This window comes from Roseinatronobacter alkalisoli, assembly GCF_028745735.1.
Taxonomy (GTDB): Bacteria; Pseudomonadota; Alphaproteobacteria; order Rhodobacterales; family Rhodobacteraceae; genus Roseinatronobacter; species Roseinatronobacter alkalisoli.
In genome coordinates, this window is the sequence record NZ_JAQZSM010000001.1 from 231,269 (window position 1) to 253,184 (window position 21,916).

Annotated in this window: 17 protein-coding genes; 7 read left to right on the plus strand and 10 right to left on the minus strand. The window is 59.3% G+C overall.

Translation table 11 applies throughout. From position 1 onward, the window contains the following. Positions 1–17 precede the first annotated feature (17 nt). From PUT78_RS01200 to gltX, 3 genes are all read right to left on the minus strand, one after another. Complete coding sequence (locus PUT78_RS01200) at positions 18–740, minus strand: hypothetical protein (protein WP_274350184.1); 723 nt, start codon at positions 738–740, stop codon at positions 18–20. A gap of 98 nt (positions 741–838) precedes the next feature. Further along, complete coding sequence (gene gltA / locus PUT78_RS01205; protein ID WP_274350185.1) at positions 839–2,134, minus strand: citrate synthase; 1,296 nt, start codon at positions 2,132–2,134, stop codon at positions 839–841. Positions 2,135–2,220: 86 nt separating this feature from the next. Then, positions 2,221–3,624, minus strand: coding sequence for a glutamate--tRNA ligase (gene gltX / locus PUT78_RS01210; RefSeq protein ID WP_274350186.1), 1,404 nt, complete (start codon positions 3,622–3,624; stop codon positions 2,221–2,223). Positions 3,625–3,707: 83 nt separating this feature from the next. Between gltX and PUT78_RS01215 the strand changes: the two genes are divergently transcribed. After that, a complete protein-coding gene (locus PUT78_RS01215) occupies positions 3,708–5,795 on the plus strand; it encodes a ComEC/Rec2 family competence protein (RefSeq protein WP_274350187.1) in 2,088 nt (695 codons plus the stop codon). A gap of 64 nt (positions 5,796–5,859) precedes the next feature. Here PUT78_RS01215 and grxD read toward each other — a convergent pair whose 3' ends face one another. From grxD to PUT78_RS01235, 4 genes are all read right to left on the minus strand, one after another. Beyond that, the gene (gene grxD, locus PUT78_RS01220) at positions 5,860–6,219 is read right to left on the minus strand and encodes a Grx4 family monothiol glutaredoxin (protein ID WP_274350188.1); all 360 of its coding nucleotides are present in this window, start codon (positions 6,217–6,219) and stop codon (positions 5,860–5,862) included. Positions 6,220–6,242: 23 nt separating this feature from the next. Next, complete coding sequence (locus PUT78_RS01225) at positions 6,243–6,485, minus strand: BolA family transcriptional regulator (RefSeq protein WP_274350190.1); 243 nt, start codon at positions 6,483–6,485, stop codon at positions 6,243–6,245. Between the two features lie 51 nt (positions 6,486–6,536). Beyond that, a complete protein-coding gene (gene purL / locus PUT78_RS01230; protein WP_274350191.1) occupies positions 6,537–8,702 on the minus strand; it encodes a phosphoribosylformylglycinamidine synthase subunit PurL in 2,166 nt (721 codons plus the stop codon). A 490-nt stretch (positions 8,703–9,192) separates the two neighbouring features. After that, positions 9,193–10,086, minus strand: a complete 894-nt coding sequence (locus PUT78_RS01235) for a LysR family transcriptional regulator (RefSeq protein WP_274350193.1) — start codon at positions 10,084–10,086, stop codon at positions 9,193–9,195. A 156-nt stretch (positions 10,087–10,242) separates the two neighbouring features. Here PUT78_RS01235 and PUT78_RS01240 point away from each other — a divergent pair, with 156 nt between their 5' ends. From PUT78_RS01240 to ccmE, 4 genes are all read left to right on the plus strand, one after another. Next, positions 10,243–13,659 carry an indolepyruvate ferredoxin oxidoreductase family protein gene (locus PUT78_RS01240; protein ID WP_274350194.1) on the plus strand — a complete coding sequence of 1,139 codons (3,417 nt, stop codon included), beginning with the start codon at positions 10,243–10,245 and terminating at the stop codon, positions 13,657–13,659. A 71-nt stretch (positions 13,660–13,730) separates the two neighbouring features. Beyond that, positions 13,731–14,543, plus strand: a complete 813-nt coding sequence (locus PUT78_RS01245; protein ID WP_274350195.1) for a glutamate racemase — start codon at positions 13,731–13,733, stop codon at positions 14,541–14,543. Between the two features lie 86 nt (positions 14,544–14,629). Next, positions 14,630–15,658 (plus strand): N-acetyl-gamma-glutamyl-phosphate reductase, encoded by a 1,029-nt coding sequence (gene argC / locus PUT78_RS01250; RefSeq protein ID WP_274350196.1) that lies wholly within the window; start codon positions 14,630–14,632, stop codon positions 15,656–15,658. A 12-nt stretch (positions 15,659–15,670) separates the two neighbouring features. Next, positions 15,671–16,120, plus strand: coding sequence for a cytochrome c maturation protein CcmE (gene ccmE / locus PUT78_RS01255; RefSeq protein WP_274350198.1), 450 nt, complete (start codon positions 15,671–15,673; stop codon positions 16,118–16,120). 65 nt (positions 16,121–16,185) lie between these two features. Here the strand turns inward: ccmE and PUT78_RS01260 are convergent, their stop codons facing one another. From PUT78_RS01260 to PUT78_RS01270, 3 genes are all read right to left on the minus strand, one after another. Next, positions 16,186–16,965 (minus strand): enoyl-CoA hydratase-related protein, encoded by a 780-nt coding sequence (locus PUT78_RS01260; protein ID WP_274350199.1) that lies wholly within the window; start codon positions 16,963–16,965, stop codon positions 16,186–16,188. A gap of 71 nt (positions 16,966–17,036) precedes the next feature. Next, positions 17,037–17,501: a cytochrome c-type biogenesis protein gene (locus PUT78_RS01265; protein ID WP_274350200.1), complete on the minus strand. Its 465-nt coding sequence runs from the start codon at positions 17,499–17,501 to the stop codon at positions 17,037–17,039. After that, positions 17,498–19,471, minus strand: coding sequence for a heme lyase CcmF/NrfE family subunit (locus PUT78_RS01270; RefSeq protein WP_274350201.1), 1,974 nt, complete (start codon positions 19,469–19,471; stop codon positions 17,498–17,500). Before PUT78_RS01270 ends, PUT78_RS01265 begins: the two co-directional genes overlap by 4 nt. A gap of 201 nt (positions 19,472–19,672) precedes the next feature. On the opposite strand from PUT78_RS01270, the gene PUT78_RS01275 reads away from it, so the two are divergent. Both PUT78_RS01275 and PUT78_RS01280 read left to right on the plus strand, forming a co-directional pair. Beyond that, complete coding sequence (locus PUT78_RS01275) at positions 19,673–20,578, plus strand: AAA family ATPase (RefSeq protein ID WP_274350202.1); 906 nt, start codon at positions 19,673–19,675, stop codon at positions 20,576–20,578. A gap of 77 nt (positions 20,579–20,655) precedes the next feature. Continuing rightward, entirely contained in the window at positions 20,656–21,915 is a 1,260-nt protein-coding gene (locus PUT78_RS01280; RefSeq protein ID WP_274350203.1) for a vWA domain-containing protein, read from the plus strand. The last annotated feature ends 1 nt before the right edge of the window (position 21,916 follow it).

Sequence of the window (21,916 nt, forward strand, 5' to 3'; positions counted from 1 at the left end):
CGGCTTGCCCTCTTCTGTTACAGCGCGGTCCGGTTCTGTCCAGCCCAAAGGTTGCGGATAGCGGCCAGCACCACCAGCAGCAGCGCAATCCATGTTACCGTGATTATCTGGGTCGTGCCCCCGGAATTGGCAACCAACACGCCAACCAAGGCCCAGATCACCGCAACGCCATATTCGGGGCTGTCCGGCCGACTGGCCAGCACCCAGATCGCCAGCGCTGTTGCACCTGCCAGCGCAATGATCGCCGCCCATTGCGGGGATACCAGCCCATAGCCACCAAGCGCCACCCCCAGCGAGACATGCGCTGCCGCAGTCAGCCAGCCCGCATACAGCCCGACCGGGGCCTGAAGAACCCAACGGTCGCGCCGTGGCGCGCGTAAAAATGCGCGGATAGCAAAAAACAGCATCCAGAAAATCAGTGCTGTCGCACCAATCGGGGAAAACCCGGCAATCCATAGCCAGAACGCCCCCGGCCCAAGGCTGAGGATCAGGGGGGCCTGTACGCGGTGCCATGCCGGATCTTGCCTGCGCGCATAGACTCCGGTGATGGCAGAAACCGCCAGCCACAGATAAATCACGCCCCAGATCGCAAAGGCATAGCCCGCAGGCTGAACCGGCGGGTCAGTCTGCGGGACGGGAAAGCGCTGTGGATCAAACCCGCTGAACGGGTCCGTCACATAGGGGGACAGAACAAAGGCAGCAGTTGCGATCAGGGTCAGCGTGGGCAGAAACTGTTTCATAATGAAAGACCTAGCCTGTGCATGACGGGTTCCAAGGGGGGGTGATGAAAAACGCCGCCCCTTTTGGGGCGGCGTCTGGTTACTAGGTATGAAAAATCTTAGCGACTTTCGATCTCGGCATAGTCGCGGCGGGGGGCGCCGGTATAGCGCTGGCGCGGACGGCCGATCTTCTGCTCGGGATCGCTGATCATTTCCTTCCACTGTGAAATCCAGCCAACTGTGCGCGACAGCGCGAAGATCGGCGTGAACATGGATGTGGGGAAACCCATCGCTTCCAGAATGATGCCCGAATAGAAATCGACATTCGGATACAGCTTCTTGCTGACGAAATACTCATCCTCCAGCGCGATGCGTTCCAGTTCCTTGGCAACTTTCAGTGTTTCGTTGTCTTCAATGCCCAGCAGCCCCAGCACTTCGTCTGCGGATTGCTTCATCACCTTCGCGCGCGGGTCGAAATTCTTGTAGACGCGGTGTCCGAAACCCATCAGGCGGAAGGGGTCATCCTTGTCCTTGGCGCGGGCGATGAATTCGGGGATGCGGTCAACCGTGCCGATTTCACGCAGCATTTCAAGGCAAGCCTGATTCGCGCCACCATGTGCCGGCCCCCAAAGACAGGCAATGCCCGCCGCGATGGATGCGAATGGGTTCGCGCCCGAACTGGATGCCAGCCGTACGGTGGATGTGGATGCGTTTTGTTCATGATCGGCATGCAGCATCATGATCCGGTCCATCGCACGCGACAGGATCGGGTCAACAACGTATTCCTCAGCGGGAACGGCGAAGCACATATGCAGGAAGTTCCCCGCATAATCGAGGCTGTTTTTCGGGTAAACGAAGGGTTGCCCAACCGAATACTTATATGCCATGGCCGCGATGGTCGGCATTTTGGCGATCATACGAATTGCGGCAACTTCGCGCTGCCATGGGTCGTTGATATCAGTGGAATCATGGTAGAAAGCAGACATTGCGCCCACAACCCCAACCATGATCGCCATTGGATGCGCATCGCGGCGGAAGCCGCGGAAGAAATACTGCATCTGTTCATGAATCATGGTGTGGTGGGTTACGCGGCTTTCGAAATCCTCCAGCGCGGCGGCGGATGGCAATTCCCCGTAAAGCAACAGGAAGCAGCATTCCAGAAAATGCGATTTTTCCGCCAGTTGTTCGATCGGATAGCCGCGATACAGCAATTCGCCCTCGTCACCATCGATATAGGTGATGGTCGATGAACATGCCGCAGTGGAGGTAAAGCCGGGATCATAGGTGAACACATCCGCCTCAGCATAAAGCTTGCGGATATCCAGCACGTCAGGGCCAACCGACGGCTTCATGATCGGAAGTTCGATTTCCTTGTCGCCGATGGTCAGTTTTGCAGTTTCGGTACTATTCGCCATTGCGCATCCTTTCCCTGTGGCCTGCGGGTAAGGCACCACGCAGACAATCCCTGACCGCAGCCTTCGGGGCGCGACGCCCCAAAGGCTCAGGTCAATACATCCTGAATGCGGGCAAGCGATTCCTCGCGGCCCAGCACGATCATCATATCGAAAACACTCGGACTGCTGGTTCGCCCAGCCAGCGCGGCGCGAAGGGGCTGCGCAAGCTTGCCCAGACCCAGACCGTGTGCCTCTGCGGTTTCCTTGACAATGTCTTCAAGTATATTCCGTTTCCACGTAGCAGTTTGCAAACGCGGCGTCAATTCCTTCAGTATACCACGGGATACATCATCAAGGGATTGCGCTGCTTTCTCATCCGGTTCAATCGGGCGTTCTGATAAGATAAAATGTGCTTTTTCAAGTATTTGCGTGAACCCCTTGGCTTTCTCCTTCACGTATGGAATGGCTGCGGCCAGGCCGGTAATCTGCGCCTGCGTCAGTTCGGGCGCATCGGTTGCCTGCAGGAATGCACGAAGTTCTTGCAGCAGTGCAGCATTGTCGGCCACGGTCATATGTTGTGCGGTCAGGTGGTCCAGTTTTTTGAAATCCAGCCGTGCCGGGGATTTGCCGATTCCCCCCAGATCGAACCATTCTTTTGCCTGATCATCAGTAAAGAATTCATTATCACCATGCCCCCAGCCCAGCCGTGTCAGGTAGTTGCGCATGGCGGCGGCAGGGTAGCCCATGCGTTGGTATTCCTCGACGCCCAATGCGCCGTGACGCTTGGACAGTTTCTTGCCATCCGGGCCGTGAATCAACGGGATATGCGCCCAGACCGGCACATCCCAGCCCATCGCGTGATAAACCAGCATTTGCCGGGCGGCGTTGTTCAGATGGTCATCACCGCGAATGATATGGGTCACGCCCATGTCGTGATCGTCCACCACCACAGCCAGCATGTAGGTGGGCGTCCCGTCCGAGCGCAGCACGATCATGTCATCCAACTGGTCATTGCGGATGCGCACATTGCCCTGAACCTGATCGGCAATCACGGTTTCCGCGCCGCGCGGCGCCTTGACGCGAATGACAAAGGGCGCGTCAGGATGGGTGGCAGGCTCAGCATCACGCCATGGCGAGTGAAACAGCGTCGAGCGCCCTTCGGCGCGCGCGGCCTCGCGATAGGCCTCAATTTCCTCCTGGGTTGCGAAGCATTTATAGGCATGCCCGCTGGCCAGCATCTGATGCGCGACTGCCGCGTGACGCTCCGCGCGCGCGGCCTGTCTGACGGGTTCGCCGTCCCAGTCCAGACCCAGCCATGTTAACCCGGTCAAAATTGCGGCTGTCGCTTCAGGGGTGGAGCGGGCGTGGTCGGTATCTTCGATACGTAACAGGAATTTGCCGCCGCGCCCACGGGCATACAACCAGTTGAACAACGCCGTGCGCGCCCCCCCGATATGCAGAAAACCCGTAGGCGAAGGGGCGAAGCGGGTGACAACAGGCGCATCGGACATCGGGTTTTTACCTTTTGGTAACGAAGTTATGGCAGCATCACCCGTGGTTCTAGGCAAGGACAGGAGCAGAAACAAGGGTGCATATGTTGACCTTTCCTGCGATCCGGCCCGCATTGTCGCTTGCAGTGCTGACAAGGGGGATTGCGGTTCAGCGGGGGCATCTGTTCCTGTTCGTGCCGGTGTGCCTTGCTTTGGGCATCGGGGCATATTTTTCATTGCCCCGCGATCCGGCGTGGACCGAATGGGTGGCGCTGGCTTTGGGAACGGGCGTGCTGCTTGCTGTGCTTTGGGTCACCCCGGAAGATGTCGCGCCATTGGTGCTTGCTGTGGCGCTTGTGGGCACGGGTCTGCTGGTGGCGGGGTTGCGCGTGTATCTGGTATCGGCGCCGGTGCTGACATATCGCTATTACGGCGCAATTGAAGGGCGGATTGTCAAAATCGACCGCTCCGCCAGTGATGCGCTGCGCCTGACGCTGGATCAGGTCGTTCTGGAACGGCTGGATGGCGCGGCAACGCCCGACAGGGTGCGGGTCAGTCTGCATGGGCAACAGGGGTTCATTGATCCGGTGCCGGGGCTGCGGGTCATGCTGACGGGGCATCTTGCACCGCCACCCGCCCCGTCAGAGCCGGGCGGGTTTGATTTCCGCCGCCTTGCGTGGTTTGAACGGCTGGGCGCGGTCGGATATACGCGCAGCCCGGTGCTGGCACGTGCGCCCCCGCAACACGGGGCCGCAGGGCTGCGTATTCACCGGCTGCGCATGCAGATATCTTCGGCCGTGCAGGACAGGCTTCCGGGCGATGCGGGCGGGTTTGCGGGTGCCATTCTGACGGGCGACAGGTCCGGTATCAGCCAGGCACGAATGGAAGAATTGCGACGGTCCAATCTGGCGCATCTGCTGGCCATATCCGGCCTGCATATGGGCCTGCTGACCGGGTTTGTTTTCGGGCTGTTGCGGCTGTTGATGGCGCTGGTCCCATGGTTTGCCCTGCGTGCGCCAACGCGCAAGATCGCTGCGTTGGGCGCATTGGGGGCGGGCGTTTTCTACCTTCTTCTTTCGGGCGGGAATGTCGCGACAGAACGGGCTTTTATCATGGTCGCGGTCATGTTTGGCGCTGTGTTGCTGGATCGTCGCGCAATATCCCTGCGGTCGGTTGCGATGGCGGCCATCCTGATTCTTGTGCTGCGCCCCGAAGCTCTGGTGCAGGCGGGGTTCCAGATGAGCTTTGCGGCAACTGTGGCGCTGGTGGCGGTTTTCCGGGCGCTAAGTGCGGAACGCGCGTGGCGCAGGTCAATCCCGCGCTGGCTGTGGCCGATTGTCAGTGTCATCATCTGTTCCATGGTCGCGGGTATTGCGACCGCCCCTGTCGCTGCGGCCAGTTTCAACCGGCTGGCGGAATATGGATTGATTGCCAATCTGGCGGCAGTGCCGCTGATGGGGCTGGTGATCATGCCTGCCGCAGTTCTGGCGGCGGTTCTGGCCCCGTTCGGGCTGGAATGGGTCGGACTTCGGGTGATGGAACCTGCAATCGGGTGGATATTGCGTGTGGCCGAAACCGTCAGCGGGTTTGACGGTGCGGTCATGCCGGTTGTGCAGCCTGCCCCTTGGGTCTTGCCGCTTCTGGCGCTGGGCGGTGTCTGGATGGTTGTCTGGCGCGGTGGCGGTGCGTGGCTCGGGGCAACGGTTACCGCACTGGCCGTTCTGGGCTGGGCCCAGGCAAGCGGTCGCCCGCATCTGCTGATTACCGCTGACGGGGTGGTGCTGGGTCTTATGGGCGATCAGGGGCGTATGATCAGCCGCGGCAGAGCGGGGTCCTTCGCTGCAGAAAGCTGGTTGCAGGCGGATGGGGATGGCGCGAGTCAGGCCGACGCGTTTGCCCGCACGGGTGTGAAGGACACGCGCAGCCCTGTGGTGCATTTGCGCCGCAACGGGCTGGATGTGGTGCATCTTCTGGGGCAACGCGGATTGGATTATCTGCCTGCTCTATGCCTTGAAGGGCGGTTTGTGGTGACATCTGCCCAGCCGGAAGCGGTGCAGGGTGCGTGCCACATCATTACACCACGCGACCTGCGCGCCAGTGGGGCCATTGCAATGACCCTGCGCGATAATGGTGTTCTGGTTATGCGCACAGTCGCCGATACCAGCGGCCAGCGACCATGGACGCATCAATAGGCTGGCAAAGCGAAGAAAGGCTTCGGCAGCGCAATGACGCTGCCGAAGTTCAGTTACACAGAGTTCAGGCGTTTGCTTCGCGGATTTTTTCGGCTGCGTCCTTGTCATAGGCGACGCCCTTCGCCGCAAACAACTCGTCCAGTTCGCCCGACAGGGTCATTTCGGTGATGATGTCGCAGCCCCCCACAAATTCACCCTTCACATACAGCTGCGGGATGGTGGGCCAGTCGGAATAATCCTTGATGCCCTGGCGAATTGCATCATCGGCAAGGACATTCACATCGGCATATTCAACGCCTATGAAGTTCAGAACGCCGGCCACGCGGCTGGAAAACCCGCATTGTGGCATGGTCTTGGTGCCTTTCATGTAAAGCACCACGTCATTGCTTTCGACGGTTTGTTTGATGATGTCTTGCGCGCTCATGGTGTGGTGATCCTTTTCAGATGTCAGTCGGGGGCTTTGGTTGTCAGGGCCAGCGCGTGCAATTCGCCATGATTGCCATCCATCTTGCCCTTTAGTGCGGCGTAGACGGCGCGCTGTTGCTGCACACGGTTCAGGCCCCGGAAACTTTCGTCAATGACTTCGGCAGCGTAATGATTGCCGTCACCGGCAAGGTCTGTGATCGTGACTTGTGCATCGGGAAAACCTTCTTTCAGAAGGGTTTCCAGTTCTTCAGCAGTGATGGCCATTTCGCGCCCCCAGTTGTCTTTGGATGAAGGTAATCCCCGCCTTGGGGGGAATCAAGCGTCACCAATCGCGCGGCCAAAGGCCGTTTTGTAAATTGCGTTCAGCTCTGTCAGTGGCGCGCTGTCCTTGCCGAAGGCCACAGTGTCGCCGCCGAACCGGCCCATATGGGCAAGGCTCACCCCGGCCTGACCGGCCGCAACCATCAGCGCTTCTGCCTGATCGAAGCTGCACGCGACCAGGTAGCGGGCCTGATCCTCTCCGAAAAGGGTTGCAATATCATCGGTGTCCAGCGTCAGCCCCAACCCGGCGGCAGTTGCCATTTCAAATGCGGCAAGGGCAAGCCCGCCATCTGACAGGTCGGTTGCCGCTTTCAGCAACTGGCGGTTATCGCGCAGGAATTCGCCGTTGCGGCGTTCCATGTCCAGATCGACATGGGGCGCATCGCCGGTTTCCAGCCCGAAAGCTTCGGCCAGAAGCGCGGACTGGCCCAGATGGCCCTGCGTTTCCCCGATGACCAGCGCCAGATCACCATCTTGCGGGTGCCCGGCGATCAGATTGTCCACATGCTCGATCAAGCCCACTGCGCCAATGGTGGGTGTGGGCAGGATGGGTTGTCCGTCGGTTTCATTATAAAGCGACACATTGCCGGACACGATGGGCATATCCAGCGCTGCGCAGGCCGCCCCAATGCCCTTGATGGCCCCCACGAACTGGCCCATGATTTCGGGTTTTTCCGGGTTGCCGAAATTCAGGTTATCGGTTGTGGCCAGCGGCACCGCGCCCACGGCGGACAGGTTGCGATAGGCTTCGGCAACGGCCTGCTTGCCCCCTTCAAAAGGGTTGGCGCGGACATAGCGCGGGGTCACGTCACTGGTAAACGCTAAGGCCTTGTCGGTGCCATGCACGCGCACCACACCCGCGCCAAGGCCGGGCGCGCGCACCGTGTCGGCCATGACCATGGTGTCATATTGTTCCCATACCCATGCCTTATGCGCGTAAGAAGGCGATCCGATCAGCGCGCGCAACCCGTCCATTGGGGAAATCGTGGGAATGTCGCCCAACGGTGCCGGTGCGGGCGTTTCAATCCATGGCCGGTCATATTCCGGCGCACTGGAGGCTAGTTTCGACAGCGGCAGATCCGCCTTGGTTTCATTGCCCTGCAGAATCAGAAAGCGGTCTTCGGCAATGGTTTCACCTACAAGCGCGAAATCCAGATCCCATTTTTCAAAGATTGCACGGGCCTGCGCTTCCTTTTCGGGTTTCAGGACCATCAACATGCGTTCCTGACTTTCAGACAGCATCATTTCATAGGCCGTCATGCCGGTTTCCCGGCAGGGCACGCGGTCCAGTTCCAGCTTGATGCCAAGTCCGCCCTTGTCGCCCATTTCCACTGCCGAACAAGTCAGGCCAGCTGCGCCCATGTCCTGAATGGAAATCACCGCGCCCGATGCCATCAACTCAAGGCAGGCTTCCAGCAGGCGTTTTTCGGTGAACGGATCACCCACCTGCACAGTGGGGCGTTTTTCTTCGATCGTGTCATCGAATTCGGCGCTGGCCATGGTAGCCCCGCCCACACCATCGCGTCCCGTTTTTGCGCCCAGATAGACGACAGGCATACCGACACCGCTGGCGGCGGAATAGAAAATCTCATCCGCATTCGCCAGCCCGGCGGCGAATGCATTCACCAGGCAGTTCCCGTTATAGGCGGGGTGAAAACGCACCTCTCCGCCGACGGTTGGCACGCCGAACGCATTGCCATAGCCGCCCACGCCTTCGACCACGCCGCGCACCAGATGCGGGGTTTTGGGGTGGCCGGGTTCGCCGAAGCTAAGGGCATTCATCGCGGCAATGGGCCGTGCGCCCATGGTGAACACATCGCGCAGGATGCCGCCGACACCCGTCGCCGCGCCCTGATAGGGTTCGATATAGCTGGGGTGATTGTGGCTTTCCATTTTGAAAATCACCGCTTGCCCGTCACCAATATCGACAACGCCCGCATTCTCGCCGGGGCCGCAAATGACCTGCGGGCCGGATGTGGGCAGGGTGCGCAGCCATTTCTTGGAGGATTTGTAGGAACAATGTTCGTTCCACATGGCAGAAAAAATGCCCAGTTCAGTGAATGTCGGTTCGCGCCCTATGATGTCCAGAATGCGGTCATACTCATCGGATTTCAGGCCATGTGCGGCAATCAGCGCGGGGGTAATGGCGGGTTCGGTCATGTCGGGCACCTTTGGGCAGCGCAAAAAACGTGTGGCCCGCGCCGGTGTCGGGCCGTTTCATTCCCCTTACGGCAAAGGGGTCCGATGGGAAAGAGGGCAGCTTGATTGCGGTACCCGAGATGTCATGAAACTGTGGCTGATACGTCAAAATACACGCATAAAGCGAAAAGTGACAGAATTGGCATCCACTATGCTGCACTGCAAAACAGTTGTGCAAACGGCCTGATTTCCTGGCAGGAATCGGATTGCCTGCCATATAGGTGCAGCATGAAATGCGGATAAATGCCCTGAATAACGCCAAAAAAAAGGGCCGAGCGCAATGCTCGGCCATAGTCCAACAGGGAGGTAAAGGCGCGAGTAACACTCAATCGCCTTGTCCTTTAGATATGTTATTGCTCATGCATTACGCAAGTTAAATTGCCTTGCAGATACAACAATGCCGCCATGCGTTGCGAACATGCCTCATTAGCATGTTTTTGCTTATGCAGATTTACACCTGTCTTGCGCGTCGGTAAGCCACGATTTCCTCGACGACGAAATCACGGAATGCCGATATGCGTCGCGAATGGCGCAGCTCTTCCGGGTAGGCCAGAAAGACCGGAATATCCCCGCTGGCGATATCTGGCAGGACATGAACCAGATCGGGATACTCCTCGCCGACATAATCGGGCAGAACCCCGATTCCCAGATGGTTCAGCACGGCCTGAAGTACACCAAAGTAGTTATTCACGGTAAAACTGGACCGGGTTGGCTGCGCTGTCAGATCGCGTATAAGTTGTGCGCCGGCACTGACCTGCGCCGAAGAAATATTCTGCGAGATCAGGCGAAAATCCTTCAGGTCGGCCAGTTCCTGGGGCGTTCCATGGGCGCGCAGGTATTCTGAACTGGCAAAAAGCCGCATATTTACCGTCATCAGGCGTTTGCGGATCAGGTCCGCCTGACTGGGTTCTTTCATGCGGATTGCGATATCAGCTTCGCGCATGGGCAAATCCAGTACACGTTCTTCCAGCATCAGATCAATACGCAGATCGGGGTATTGCGCATAAAGCGATGTCAGGCGCGGGGCCAGAAACAACGTACCAAAGCCTGTGGTCGTGGTGACGCGCAGATCACCATAGACTTCATCCTCGGCATCGCGGATGCGGGCAGAGGCTGTTTCCAACTGCCGACTCATGGCTTTGGTTGCATCAAACAGCAGTTCGCCTTGTTCAGTCAGAATCAGTCCGCGGGCATGGCGGTGGAACAGAACGGTATCCAGCCCTTCTTCAAGCGCGCGAATCTGGCGGCTGACAGCGGATTGGGACAGTTGCAGCGTGTCGCCGGCATGCGTCAGGCTCCCAGCGTCAGCTACCGCGTGAAATATTCTTAGCTTGTCCCAGTCCATACCAACAGTTCCATACAGATGTTTGCGCAAAAGCGGATGATTCGTTCTAAGGGGTTTTGCACCATCACAAAAGCACTGAATTACCCAGATTTCACTTTGTAGGTCAGAAATATTGACCTATGATTGACATATACGCAACTTTGCTGGGAGGCGCAGATGGGGCGGCAGGATATTTCGTTGAACGACCGGTTCGACCTGGAAAAAACACCAGTATTGCTGAACGGGACACAAGCCATGGTACGGCTTGTGTTGCAACAGGCTGCACGCGACCGGGCCGCGGGAGTGAACACCGCAGGATATGTAACCGGTTATCGCGGCTCGCCTTTAGGGGCGGTCGATCAGCAGATGAACCGTGCAAAAACGCTGCTTGATGCCGCAAATATCCGCTTTCAGGAAGGACTGAACGAAGACCTCGCCGCAACCGCCCTTTGGGGAAGCCAGCAGGCGGAACTGCGAGGTGAAGGGCGTTTTGATGGTGTTTTCGGCCTGTGGTATGGCAAAGGGCCGGGTGTGGACCGCACCGGCGATGTGTTTCGACATGCCAATATGGCGGGAACGTCGCGCCATGGCGGCGTGCTGGTTGCTATGGGCGATGATCATACGGGCGAATCCTCAACCACGTTGCATCAGTCCGATTGGGCGATGGTTGATGCCTATATCCCGGTGCTGTCGCCCGCAGGTGTACAGGAAGTGCTGGATTTCGGCCATTACGGCTATGCATTGTCGCGGTTCGCGGGCGTCTGGGTTGGCCTGAAGACGATGAAAGACACAGTCGAGGCAACCGCCGTGGTCGATGGCGACCCGCAGCGGATGCAGTTTGTTTCACCGGAACTCATCATGCCCGAAGGCGGGCTGAATATCCGCCTGATCGATACGCCCGTGGCGCAAGAAGCGCGGATGATCGACCACAAGCGGTTTGCCGCTGAAGCCTTCAGCCGCGCAAATCGTATGGACCGGCGTGTCTGGGGCAAAGCGGGAGCAAAGATCGGTTTTGTCGCCGCAGGCAAGAACTGGCTGGACCTTGTTCATGCGCTGAGCCTTCTGGGCATCAGCGCGGAGGAAGCCGTGCGCCTTGGCCTGACCACCTATAAGGTCGGGCAGGCATGGCCGCTGGACATGGAAAGTTTCCATGAATGGGCCGAAGGGCTGGATCTGATCATTGTTGTGGAAGAAAAGCGCAAACTGATCGAGGTGCAGGTCAAGGAAGCCATTTTTGACGACCGGCGCGGTCGCCGTGTCTATGGCTGGCATAAGGGCGACACATGGGAACACGGGCGGCAGGTGGAATTGTTCCCCACCCGCTATGCGCTGGACCCGATCATGATTGCCGAACGTCTGGGTGAGATCCTGATAGAGGAAGGGCGCGGCACCGACCGTGTGAAAGCAGGGCTGGCCATGCTGGCGGATGCGCGCCGCGCTGACAACGCACCCGATCTGGCCGTGCGGCTGCCCTATTACTGCTCAGGCTGTCCGCATAATACATCAACCAAGGTGCCCGATGGTCACCGCGCCTATGCGGGCATTGGCTGTCACTACATGGTGCAATGGATGGACCGCAACACTGTGGGCTTCACCCAGATGGGTGGCGAGGGCGCGAACTGGATTGGCGAGGCCCCCTTTTCTACCCGTGACCATGTGTTCCAGAATCTGGGCGACGGCACCTATAACCATTCCGGTGTGCAGGCTATCCGCGCGGCTTTGGCGGCGAGCACGAATATTACCTACAAGATCCTTTTCAATGACGCGGTTGCCATGACCGGCGGCCAAAAGAACGAAGGCGGGTTGTCCCCGGACCAGATTGCACATGAACTGGCCGCGATGGGTGTGCGCAAGATCGAAGTGGTGTTCGACGAAAAGGAAGAACCAAACCGCGCCGATTTCCCCAAATCCGCAGGCTGGCACAAGCGCGCGGATTTCGACGCCGTGCAAAGGGATTGCGCCGCGCATAAGGGTGTTTCTGCCATTATCTATGTGCAAACCTGTGCCGCCGAAAAACGCAGGCGGCGCAAACGCGGCGAATTCCCCGACCCCGACCAGCGCGTGTTCATCAATACCGACATCTGCGAGGGATGCGGGGATTGTGGCGTGCAATCCAATTGCGTGTCCATTGTGCCGGTGGAAACCGAATTTGGCCGCAAACGCGCGATTGACCAGTCCAGTTGCAACAAGGATTTTTCCTGCCTGAAGGGGTTTTGTCCGTCATTTGTCACGCTGAACGGCGCGAAGCCGAAACGCGCGGCCACCCGTTCCGTGGAACTGCCCCGGCTGGCCGAACCCGCGCTGCCCGAAATCAGTGGCACGCATAATGTTGTCATTACCGGCGTGGGCGGCACGGGCGTTGTGACCATCGGCGCAATTGTGTCGATGGCTGCGTATATCGATGGCAAGGGCGCGGGCATGATCGAAATGGCGGGGCTGGCCCAAAAGGGCGGCGCGGTGCATATTCATTGCCGTATCGCCAATGCCCCCGAAGATATCAGCGCAATCCGCGTCGCAGTGGGCGAAGCGCATGCCGTTATCGGTGGTGATCTGGTGGTGACAGCGGGCGCGAAAACGCTGGGACTTATGCGCAGCGGCCAGACGGGTGCTGCGGTCAATACGCATGAAATCATCACGGGTGAATTCACCCGCAACACCGAATTTCGTATCCCCGGCGATGACCTGCAGATGGCGCTTCAGGCACGGCTGGGCGACAATCTGCATCTGTTCGATTATTCGGAACTTGCCAGACGTCTGTTGGGCGACAGCATTTATTCCAACATGATTGCGCTGGGCGCGGCGTGGCAAATGGGGCTTCTGCCGCTGTCCGAATCGGCGATCCTGCGCGCGATTGAGCTGAACAAGGCCGCAGTGGACGGCAATAAACGCGCTTTCGCGCTTGGGCGCTGGGCTGTTGTTCACCCCGAGGCGGCGGCAAAAACACTTGCTGACACTGTTGTCCTGAAGCCGGAATCACTGGACGAAAAGATCGCTCGTCGCGAAGCCCATCTGGTGACCTATCAGTCAAAACGCCTTGCCAAACGCTACCGCAGGTTGGTGGATCAGGCCCCTGATGCGCGCCTGCGCGAAGCCGTTGCCAAGGGCTATCACAAGCTGCTGGCCTATAAGGACGAATATGAAGTTGCGCGTCTGCATCTGCAGACGATGGACAAGGCGCGCGCCGAATTCGATGGTGATTTCACCGCGCGCTTCCATCTTGCGCCGCCGCTGATCTCGCGCATGGGGTCAGATGGCCGCCCCGTCAAGCGCAGCTTTGGCCCATGGATCGGGCGCGGCTTTGCCTTGCTGGCGCGGCTCAAGGCGCTGCGTGGCACGGTTCTTGACCCTTTCGGTTACACGTCTGAACGCAAAATGGAACGTCAGTTGATCCGTGACTATGAAACACTGATGCCCCGCATTCTTGCGGATGTGACGCCGGACAATCATGCCATTGCCGTGGAACTGGCGGAACTTCCCTTGCAAATCCGTGGGTTCGGTCCGGTCAAGCACAACAATGCCAGCCTGGCGGCTGAACGCAGGGCCGCACTGCTGGCGGGATTTAACGCCCCGCCTGCGCGCGTTGCAGCAGAATAGGCGCGAACAGACTGGATTTCTGCGTGCCCCGGACGTATGCAAGGCAAAATTCATGACTTTGGGGCAGGCGCATGGCGGTTGGCGTATTCGATTCGGGATTGGGCGGGTTGACTGTTCTGGGCGCATTGACCGAACGTCTGCCGGATGTGCCTTTTGTCTATTTTGGGGACAATGCCCATACGCCCTATGGCGTGCGCGATGCCGATGACATCTTTGCGCTGACCTGCGCGGGCGTTGAACGCCTGTGGGCTGAAGGCTGTGATCTGGTGATTCTGGCCTGCAACACGGCATCCGCTGCGGCGTTGAAGCGTATGCAGGAAACCTGGGTGCCCGAAAACAAGCGCGTGCTGGGCGTGTTCGTCCCCCTGATCGAAGCATTGACCGAACGCGGCTGGGGTGACAATTCCCCCCCTCGCGAAGTGGCGGTCAAACATGTGGCGCTGTTTGCCACGCCCGCAACCGTGTCCAGCCGCGCCTTTCAGCGCGAACTCGCCTTTCGTGCCATCGGTGTGGATGTTGAGGCACAGCCTTGCGGCGGTGTGGTTGATGCGATCGAACAGGGCGACATGCAACTGGCCGAAGCGCTGGTGCATTCCCATGTCGAATCCCTTCTGCGCCGCATGCCGCGCCCGGAAGCGGCCGTGCTGGGCTGCACCCATTACCCGCTTGTCGAACATGCGTTCCGCGAAGCGCTGGGCGCGGGGGTTGATGTCTATTCGCAACCCAATCTGGTGGCCGCCAGCCTTGATGACTATCTGGCGCGCCGCCCGGAAATGCTGGGATCCGGCAAGGAAAGCGCGTTTCTGACAACGGGTGATCCGGTCAATGTATCGCGCAAGGCTACGCAGTTTTTGCGACGACAGATCACGTTCCGGGCAGCATAATCTGCCTTTTTCATCTTGCCCCAAATACTCCCGCGCGGAGCGCTTGTGTAATCAGCGGCTCCGCGTGACGCCGAAAGAGGAACACCATGACCAGATCCATCGCCATACTCGGGGCTTCGGGCTATACAGGTGCCGAACTTGTCCGCTTGATTTCCACCCATCCTGACATGAAAATTGTCGCCCTGACAGGGGAGCGCAAGGCAGGGCAGCCCATGGCGCAGGTCTTCCCGTTCCTGCGTCACCTGGATTTGCCGGATCTGTGCCGGATTGAGGATGTGGATTTTTCCGCCATCGACCTGGCATTCTGCGCGCTGCCGCATGCGACATCCCAGGCGGTTATCAAGGACTTGCCGCGTGATCTGAAAATCGTGGACCTGTCTGCTGATTTCCGGCTGCGTGATGTGGCGGAATATGAAAAATGGTATGGTCAGCCCCATGCCGCCCCTGATCTGCAGCGCGAAGCGGTCTATGGTCTGACGGAATTCTACCGCGATGAGATTCGCGCCGCGCGGCTGGTGGCGGGCACGGGCTGCAATGCCGCGACAGGGCAGTATATTCTGCGCCCCCTGATCGAAGCGGGTGTGATTGATCTGGACCGCATCATCCTTGATCTGAAATGCGGTGTGTCAGGGGCAGGGCGCGCGCTGAAGGAAAACCTGCTGCATGCCGAACTGTCCGAAGGCACGCAGGCCTATGCGGTTGGTGGCACGCACCGTCATCTGGGTGAGTTTGATCAGGAATTCAGCGCGCTTGCGGGCCGCCCGGTGCATATCCAGTTCACGCCCCATCTGTTGCCGATGAATCGCGGAATTCTGGCAACCGCGTGGCTGGATGGCGACGCTGCGCGCATTCACGAAGTTTTGCAGGCCCGTTATTGCGCTGAATCAATGATTCACGTGCTACCTTTTGGCACAACCCCCTCGACTCATGATGTACGAGGATCAAATTTCGTGCATATCGGGGTTGTCGGGGACCGCATTCCCGGTCGCGCGCTGGTGGTGGCTGCACTGGATAACCTGTGCAAAGGGTCATCGGGGCAGGCCGTACAGAACGCGAATCTGATGCTTGGTTTGCAGGAGGAGTCGGGCCTGATGGGGGCGCCGCTTTTCCCATAGGAAGAGGTGACGATGAAAAGCCTAAAGAAGACCCGCCGCATTCAGATCATCTTGGTCGCGGCTGTGGCGCTGGCGTTTTCAACCGCGCTGATCGGCTATGCCATGCGCGATGGCATCAATTTCTTCCGCTCGCCCTCCGAAGTGCTGGCGGCCCCGCCCCCCCCGCACGAAGTATTCCGCATCGGCGGGTTGGTGGAGGCCGGTTCCATCATTCGCGGGCAGTCAGACACCGTGATTTTTCGCGTGACCGATGGTCCCGCGTCGGTGGAGGTGCGCTATCGCGGAATTCTGCCGGACCTGTTCACCGAAAATGAAGGCATGGTCGGCACCGGGCGTTTCATCGACGGCGTGTTTCAGGCAAGCGAGATTCTGGCCAAGCATGACGAAACCTACATGCCACGCGAAGTCATGGAAGCGCTGAAGGACATGGACGAATGGCGCGGCCCGGACCCGCAAAGCTGACAGGTTTTCAGGCGCGACTCATCGAGGCAATGATCCGGCACGCTCTGATATCCGAAGGCGCTTTGTCAGCGCCCTTCAAATTCGGGCGGGCGCTTTTCCAGAAATGACAGCACACCTTCCTTGAAATCGCGTGTCTTTCCGGCCTCAGCCTGAAGCCGCGCTTCCAGCGCAAGCTGTCCGTCAAGGCTGTTGGACAGACTTGCGCGCACTGCTTTGCGGATATTGCGGTAGGCCACGGTCGGGCCACTGGCCAAGGTGGTGGCCCGCGCCATCCATGTTGCCTCGAATATTTCATCAGGAACCGCTTCCCAGATCATGCCCCAGTCAGCGGCCTGACGGGCGGGAATGCGGTCAGCAAACAGCATGGCCCCCATTGCGCGGGCAAATCCGACCTGGCGGGGCAGGAAATAGGTGCCACCCGCATCCGGTATCAGGCCGATTCGGGTGAATGCCTGAATGAACATGGCGCTTTCGCACGCGATCACGACATCAGCAGCCAGCGCCAGATTAGCCCCCGCACCTGCCGCGGCACCATTCACGGCTGCAATTACAGGAACCGGCGCGTCATAAATTGCGCGCAATAGCGGTTCATATTCTTCGCGCAAGGTGCGTTCCAGGTCGATCTGCGCCGCATTGCCGCCATCACCCAGATCCTGCCCCGAACAGAATGCCCGCCCTGTCCCAGTCAGGACCAGCACGCGCGCCTGCGTGCTGAGAGTCTTGATGGCATTTGTCAGTTCAGCGCGCATCTGCTTGTTCAGCGCGTTCATCATCTCGGGCCGTGCCATGGAAATGATGGCGATGCCCTTGTCGTCAATACTGGTTGTCAGTGTGTCGTATTCCATGCGGGGCCCCCAAGCGGAAATTTAGGGTTACCTTAGCGATGTCAGCACCGGGGGGAAGCCCGAACCATGCGTCATTCTTTCAGCAATTCCTGTAAGCGGCGCTTTTCTTCCACGCTAAGTCCCGCCTTTTCGGGTTCCGGGGCCTTGTCGCGCCGCCGCAGGTAAACCAACGCCGAGGACAGCGCGATCAAAAACAGAACCGGGGCCGCCACCCACAGGATAATGTTGGCCCCGTCAGTTGTCGGGCGCAGCAGCACATATTCGCCATAGCGTTCCACGATGAAGGCAATGACTGCATCATCGCTGTCACCTTCGACCAGCCTTTCACGCACCAGTAGACGCATGTCGCGCGCAAGGTCAGCGTTCGATTCGTCGATGGATTCGTTGCGACACACAAGGCAGCGCAGGCCCGCTGATATATCGCGCGCCCGCGATTCCAGCACCGGATCGTCAAGTATCTCATCCGGCTGAACGGCCAAGGCCGTGCTGGCGAATGCGATACACAGGACCGCCAGAATGGTGCGGATACCGTTCATTCTGCCGGCACCGCGTCCGTGCGGGTTTTTCCCGCACCCGCCGCCACACGGTAGCGCCGGTCGCTCAGGCTGAAGATGCCGCCCAGCGCCATCAGGAAACACCCGAACCACAACCAGTTCGCGAAGGGTTTGATATATGACCGCACTGCCCATCCGCCATTGTCCTGCGGGTCGCCCAGCGCCAGATACAGATCGCGGGTGATCCGGTAATCGATGGCCGCTTCCGTGGTTGGCATGCCTGCAATCGGATAGAAGCGTTTTTCGGGTTGCAGGTTTGCAATGAACCGCCCGTCGCGCCGCGCCTCTATGTTGGCCATGGTCGACACGTAATTCGGCCCCTCGACGCGGTCCACAGATGTCAGCGTCAGGTCATACCCGCCGTAGTAATAGGTTTCCCCGATCTGGACGACGCGAATATCCTCTGATTCCCAACCAACAAGGGCGGCAACTGCAAAAACCGTGACGCCCAGCCCGGAATGCGCTGTGAACTTGCCCCAATCCGCGCGCGGCAGTCGCGTAAGGCGTGCCATGCGCGCGCGCATGGCACCGCGCCCGGTGCGTGACCAGATATCGGCCCCGGACCCCAGCACAACCCATATCCCCAGCGCCAGCCCCACCGGAACCAGCGCGGAATTTCCGGTCTGCATAGCCCATGTCAGTGCGCCCATCGCCACAGAAAATATCGCCAGCCCCCAAAGCGGGCGCATGGTCCGCGCCAGATTCCCGCGTTTCCAAGGCAGCATCGCGCCGATTGGCAGGACCATCGCCAACGCAACCATGAACGGCGTGAACGCCATGTTGAAAAATGGCGGGCCAACTGACAGCACCCTGTCGAACAGCATTTCCGCTACCAGCGGCCACATCGTACCAATGAACACCACGAAAGATGACACCGCCAGCAACACATTGTTGATGACCAGCGCTGATTCGCGGCTGACAGTCGCGAAGACGCCCTTTGCCTCCAGCACTGGGGCGCGGATGGCAAACAAGGTGAGTGCGCCACCCATGAAACCAGCAAGGATCATCAGAATGAACACACCACGTTCGGGGTCCATGGCAAACGCATGCACCGATGTCAGCAGACCCGAGCGCACGATGAATGTCCCCATCAGCGAAAAGCCGAAACCCAGGATCGCAAGCAGGATGGTCCAGCTTTTCAGTGTTTCGCGTTTTTCCACCACGATGGCAGAATGCAGCAGCGCCGCGGCGAACAGCCATGGCATGAAACTGGCATTCTCGACCGGATCCCAGAACCAGAACCCGCCCCAGCCAAGCTCATAATAGGCCCACCAGCTTCCCGTTGCGATGCCGATTGTCAGAAAGACCCAGGCGGCCAATGTCCAGGGTCGCACCCAGCGGCCCCAGGCCGCATCGACCCGCCCCTCGATCAGGGCGGCCACCGCAAAACTGAAAGACATCGAAAGTCCGACATAACCCAGGTACAAAAACGGTGGATGGAACGCCAGTCCCGGATCTTGCAGCAACGGGTTCAGGTCAGTGCCGTCGAACGGTGGAACAGCAAGCCTTGTGAACGGGTTGGACGTAAAGATGGTGAATGCCATGAACGCCGCGGTGATCGCGGATTGCACGGCCAGAACCCGCGCCTGCAGGCTTGCGGGCAGATTGCCGCCAAACCACGCAGCCGACGCCCCGAACAGCGTCAGAATCAGCACCCAAAGCAGCATCGAGCCTTCATGGTTCCCCCAGACGCCTGAAATCTTGTAAATCAGCGGCTTCAGCGTATGGGAATTTTCCACGACGAGCTTCACCGAAAAATCCGACACCAGAAACGCATAGGTCAGCGCCGCATAGCTGAAGGCAACCAGCCCGAACTGCACGCTGGCCATGGGGTTGGCCACCAGCATCCAGTCGCGCCAGCCTTTCTGCGCGCCGATAAGGGGAATGGCCGCCTGTGCAAGTGCCACTGCAAAGGCAAGGATAAGGGCGAAATGTCCAAGTTCTACGATCATGGAGTCGTCTTAAACCAAACGCATGTCTTGGCAAAGCACTCTCTCAGCGCAAATGCGCGACCGGTGGTCACAGGTTGGTGCAGTTTTGCGCTGAAATCCGGCACGCATTGTCCTTTGGTACCGGGTGCAGGGTTTGGTCTTGACCGTCGCGGGCATGCAGGACAGCCTTCAGGCTGTTGATCACCACGAAAGGGCAGGCGCGTGTCCCATGAGTTATCCAGTATCGAAGCCGTGCAGACGCTGCTGCATGATCACGCCTATGTCGCGGATCGCGCCCTGTCGACAGTGGTCTTTCTTGCCCTGACCCTTGAACGCCCGCTTTTTCTGGAAGGGGAGCCGGGCACCGGCAAGACCGAAATAGCCCGCACCCTGGCGCATGCCCTCGGGAGGCGGCTGATCCGGCTGCAATGCTATGAAGGGCTGGACGCGGCTTCTGCGGTTTATGAATGGAATTTTGCCGCCCAGATGCTGGCCATCCGCACGGCACAGGCGGCGGGCGAAAATGTTGCGCTGAAAGAAACCTTGTTTGGCCCCGAATTCCTGATCGAACGACCACTTCTGGATGCAATGCGCCCCCAGCCCGGCGGTGCTCCTGTCCTGCTGATAGACGAGATCGACCGCACGGATGAACCTTTTGAAGCCTTCCTTCTGGAAGCGCTTTCCGACTATCAGGTCACCATCCCCGAACTCGGCACGATCAAGGCTGCGGAACCACCCATCGTGATCCTGACATCCAACCGCACCCGCGAAGTGCATGATGCGCTGAAACGGCGCTGCCTGTATCACTGGGTGGATTATCCGTCCTTCCAGCGCGAACTTGACATATTGACCGCGCGTGCGCCGGCAGCCTCTGCCACGCTGTCGCGTGAAATTGTGGCCTTCGTTCAGCGCTTGCGTGGCGAAGACCTGTTCAAGAAACCCGGCGTTGCCGAAACGATCGACTGGGCAAAATGCCTGCTTGCACTGGATGTTCTGGAACTTTCCCCTGAAGTCATCGCGGATACACTGGGCGCAATCCTGAAATATCAGGATGACATCGCTCGCTTGCAAGGGCTGGAAGCCAGCCGCATTCTTGACGAAGCCCGCCAATCGTTGCCGCCCACATGACTTTCATTCTGGCCAAAATATCCTGGGGTGAATTGGCGCAGCCAAGAGGGGCAACGCCCCTTGATCCCGTGTAACACATGGTGCGGTATGCGGAACTTTCCATCCCCGAAGATGGCAAGCTGGTGGACAATATCACCCATTTTGCCAGGGCCTTGCGCCGTGCGGGCCTTCCCATCGGGCCGGGCCGGGTGCGCCTCGCGATTGAAGCGGTCGCGGCGGCGGGATTCGCGCGCAAGGCGGATTTCTACTGGGTTCTGCATGCGGTTTTTGTGAATCGTCCCGAAGAACGGCAGGTCTTCAACCAGATATTCCAGCTTTATTGGCGTGATCCGCGCTATCTGGAACATATGATGTCGCTGATGCTGCCTGCGATCCGCAATGTCACAGAAGAAAGAGCGGCTGAAGCGGCGGCAAAACGCGCGGCGGAAGCGCTGCTTGATGGCGCGCAGGGACCGGAACCGCCCCCAGCCGGGGAAAACAGCGACAATCCCGAAATCCAGATCGACGCCTCGCAGACGGCATCCTCTGACGAAAGGCTGCGTCATCTGGATTTCGAACAGATGTCCACAGAAGAGGCCGCGCGCGCAAAGCGCATGCTGGCGCGGCTGCAACTTCCGGTCAGACCGCTACAGACCCGCCGTCTGCGCCCCGCCAATACGGGCCGCAAACCCGACTGGCGTGCCAGCATGCGCGCGGCTTTGCGGCAGGGTGGTGAAATGACCCGCATTCATCGCCGTGCGCCCGCAACGCGCTGGCCCGCCTTGATTGTGCTGTGCGATATCTCGGGGTCCATGTCGCAATATTCGCGTATGGTGTTGCATTTCGTGCATGCTGTGGCCAACCGGCGCGGGCGGGGCTGGGCAAAGGTGCACGCGTTCACATTCGGCACGCGGCTGACCAATATCACCCATCATCTGCGCAGCCGCGATGTAGATGCGGCGCTGAATGCCGCGGGGGCGCAGGCGCAGGACTGGCAGGGGGGCACGCGCATTGGGCACTGCCTGCGCAGCTTCAATGTGGACTGGTCGCGCCGCGTGCTGGGGCAGGGCGCTGTGGTGTTGCTGATATCGGACGGGCTGGACCGCGATGACCCTGCGCTTCTGGCCCGGGAAATGCAGCGCCTGAATCTGTCGTCGCGGCGGTTGATCTGGCTGAATCCGCTGCTTCGCTGGGACAGTTTTGCCCCGCGCGCGCGAGGCATTCGCGCGATGCTGCCATATGTCGACAGCTTTCGCGCCGGGCATTGCATTGCCTCGCTCGATGCGTTGGCGCAGGCAATTTCAGATCCGGACGATCATGGCGAGAAAGCGCGCCTGATGGCCATGCTCAGTGATTGAT